Raw genomic sequence first — 3531 nt, 5'->3', positions numbered from 1 at the left:
GTAAGAGACATGGTGGTACCTGTTTCCTTGAAAAAGCGATGCGAAGCTTGCGTTTGCATCACCGGGAGTGACGCAAGCGCAAGCTTCGCCTGAGGGATGAAAGTATCGGAATAACCTGCTTATTCTACCGTTGGCAACGCCTCTGCAACAAGGGCGCGGCGGGGTCCGGTTCACGGCGGCGGCAGGTTGAAACCACGCAGGATGCGGCTGCGGCCGTCCGCATCCAGTTCCAGCAGCGCCAGCAGGGCGCCGTCGCTGGCGAACGCGGCGTGCGGCCCGCTGCGCCCGGCCACCACGATGGGCTGGCCGCAGGCGATCGCCTGGCTCTGCATCTCGTCCAGTTGCAGGCCGGGCCAATCGGCCAGCCCCGCCGCCACCGGCAGCAGCCAGGCCAGCAGGGCGGCGTCGCCCTGCCCCGCCGCCTGCTCCAGCTCCGCCAGCGTGGCCATGCGCGGTTCGTGGAACGGCTCCACCCACAGCCGCCGCAAGGCAGTGAGATGGGCGCCGCAACCCAGCGCCTCGCCCAGGTCCACCGCCAGCGAGCGCACGTAGGTGCCCGAGCCGCATTCCACCTCGAAGGCCACGGTGTCTGCCGTGCGGGAAAGCAGCTCCAGCCGGTACACCTCCACCTCGCGCGGCGGCGCTTCCACGGATTCGCCGCGGCGCGCCTTGAGGTACAGGCGTTCGCCGTCCTGTTTCAGCGCCGAATACACCGGCGGCACCTGGACGATGCGGCCGCGCAACGGCGCCAGCGCCGCCTCCACGGTGGCGTCGTCGAGCGGCGGCACCGGCCGCTGCCGCACAGGCTCGCCTTCGCGATCGGCGGTGGTGGTGGTGACGCCCAGCCGGCACTCGGCCCGGTAGGCCTTGCGCGCGCCCAGCAGGTTGCCGGCCAGCTTGGTGGCCTCGCCGAAGCACAGCGGCAGCAGGCCGGTGGCCATGGGGTCGAGCGCGCCGGTGTGGCCGCCCTTGGCGGCGCGGAACAGCCGGCGCACCGATTGCAGCGCCTGGTTGGAGCTGACGCCTGCGGGCTTGTCCAGCAACACGATGCCGTGCAGATCGCGCCAGGCGATGCGGGGGAGCTTGCGGTCGCGACGCATGGAACCTGGTTTACGACTCGTCGTCCGCCGGCGCCGCGGCCTCGCCAGCATCGCGCAGCAGCGCGTCGATGCGCTCGCCCTTGTCCACCGAGTCGTCGTACTTGAAGCGCAGTTCCGGCACGCGGCGCAGCCGCATGCTGCGCGACAGCGCACGGCGGAACTCGCCCGCCAGCGTGTTGAGCGCCTTCACCGCTGCCAACGATTGCTCGGGCAGCAGCGCGGTCACCCACACCGCGGCGAAATCGAGGTCGCGGCTCACTTCCACGTCCGACACGCTGCACGACGGCAGGCCGTGGTCGCGCACCGCGGCGTGCACCAGCAGGCCGATTTCGCGGCGGAGCTCGGCGCCTACGCGGTCGGTACGTTTGAAGTCGCGGGAGGGCATGAAGGGCTCCAATCAAATGGCGCAGCTGCCGCGCAGCGGCAGCCTCGTTGTCACCTCTCCCCTCCGGGGAGAGGATGGGTGAGGGGCGGGGCTAGCCTCGCCCCCTCACCCCAACCCTCTCCCCGCAGGGGAGAGGGAGCGGACCGTTACAGCGTGCGAGCCACTTCGATGCGCTCGAAGCACTCGATCTGGTCGCCGACCTTGACGTCGTTGTACTGCTTCACGGCGATGCCGCATTCCATGCCGTTGCGCACTTCGTCGACCAGGTCCTTGAAGCGTCGCAGCGATTCCAGCTCGCCCTCGAACACCACGGTGTTGTCGCGCAGCACGCGGATCGGCTTGCTGCGCTTGACATGGCCTTCGACGACCATGCAGCCGGCGACCGCGCCGAACTTGGAGCTGCGGAACACCTCGCGCACCTGGGCGACGCCGATGATCTCCTCGCGCACTTCCACGCCCAGCAGGCCGGAAGCCGCCTGCTTCACCTGGTCGATCACGTCGTAGATGATGGAGAAGTAGCGCACGTCCAGGCCGGCGGTGTCGATCACCTTGCGCGCCGAGGCGTCGGCACGCACGTTGAAGCCGATCACCAGCGCCTTGGATGCGGCCGCGAGCGTCGCGTCGGACTCGGTGATGCCGCCGACGCCGGCGGAGACCACGTTGACCTTGACGTTCTCGTTGCCGATCGAGCTGAGCGATTCGCGCAGTGCCTCGACCGAACCCTGCACGTCGGCCTTGACCAGGATGTTGAGCGTCTGCTGCCCGTTGCCCTGGCCCATCTGCGCCATGATGTCCTCGAGGCGGTTGGCCTTGCTGACCATGCGCGTCTCGCGGCGCTTCTGCTGGCGCTCGGCGGCGACCTGCTTGGCCAGCTTCTCGTCGGCCACCACCACGAAGTCGTCGCCCGCTTCCGGCACGCCGGAAAGACCCAGCACCTGCACCGGGATCGAGGGGCCGGCTTCCTGCACGGTCTTGCCGGTCTCGTCGACCAGCGCGCGCATGCGGCCGTATTCCACGCCGCAGACCACGAAGTCGCCGCGCTTCAGCGTGCCCTGCTGCACCAGCACGGTGGCGACCGGACCGCGGCCCTTGTCCAGGCTGGATTCGATCACCACGCCCGAGGCGGGGCCGTCGACCACGGCGGTGAGTTCCATCACCTCGGCCTGCACCGAGATCGCGTCGAGCAGCGTGTCGATGCCCATGCCGGTCTTGGCCGACACCGGCACGAACGGCGTATCGCCGCCCCACTCTTCCGGGATGACTTCCAGGTTGCCGAGGCCCTGCTTGACGTGGTCCGGGTTGGCGTCGGACTTGTCCATCTTGTTGAGCGCGACGATCAGCGGCACCTTGGCGGCGCGCGCGTGCTGCACGGCTTCGGCCGTCTGCGGCATCACGCCGTCGTCGGCGGCGACCACCAGCACCACGATGTCGGTGGACTGCGCGCCGCGGGCGCGCATCGCGGTGAACGCGGCGTGGCCCGGGGTGTCGAGGAAGGTGATCACGCCCTTCGGCGTTTCCACGTGGTAGGCGCCGATGTGCTGGGTGATGCCGCCGGCCTCGCCCGAGGCGACCTTGGTGCGGCGGATGTAGTCCAGCAGCGAGGTCTTGCCGTGGTCGACGTGGCCCATGATGGTGACCACCGGCGGACGCGACTCCTTCTCGCCGTCCAGCTCCACGCTCTGGGTGTGCGCGGCCAGCGCGGCCTCGGCGTTGTTGGCATTGGCCTCGACCACCGTGTGGCCGAGTTCCTCCACCACCAGGGCGGCGGTGTCGTGGTCGATGGTCTGGTTGATGGTGGCCATCACGCCCATCTTGAAGAGGGCCTTGACCACTTCCGAACCCTTGACCGCCATCTTCTGCGCCAGCTCGGCGACCACGTTGGCATCGCCCACGACGACTTCGCGCACCACCGCGGCGGTGGGGCGGGTGAAGCCATGCGCACCGCCGGTCGACGATGCGCCACGCGCGACCTCGCGCACGTTGCCCCGGCCGGGCTTGCCGCGCTTGCCGCTGGAGCGGCGGGCGCGGTCGGCCTCGCTCAGATGC

3 protein-coding genes are annotated in these 3531 nt (G+C 69.5%); all 3 read right to left on the bottom strand.

Features of this window, described 5'->3' with window-relative positions:
- Positions 1–170: 170 nt before the first annotated feature.
- Positions 171–1100, bottom strand: coding sequence for a tRNA pseudouridine(55) synthase TruB (truB, locus tag PCA_RS09640; RefSeq protein WP_181302401.1), 930 nt, complete (start codon positions 1098–1100; stop codon positions 171–173).
- Positions 1101–1110: 10 nt separating this feature from the next.
- Complete coding sequence (gene rbfA, locus PCA_RS09635; protein WP_181302400.1) at positions 1111–1485, bottom strand: 30S ribosome-binding factor RbfA; 375 nt, start codon at positions 1483–1485, stop codon at positions 1111–1113.
- 146 nt (positions 1486–1631) lie between these two features.
- Positions 1632–3531 (bottom strand): translation initiation factor IF-2 (gene infB, locus PCA_RS09630; protein WP_181302399.1); only part of this gene is annotated, 1900 nt, incomplete at its 5' end.

The organism is Rhodanobacter sp. PCA2, from assembly GCF_013620825.1.
Taxonomy (GTDB): domain Bacteria; phylum Pseudomonadota; class Gammaproteobacteria; order Xanthomonadales; family Rhodanobacteraceae; genus Rhodanobacter_A.
Note: the sequence above shows the minus strand (reverse complement) of the source record. Positions and strands in the feature narration are given on the sequence as shown.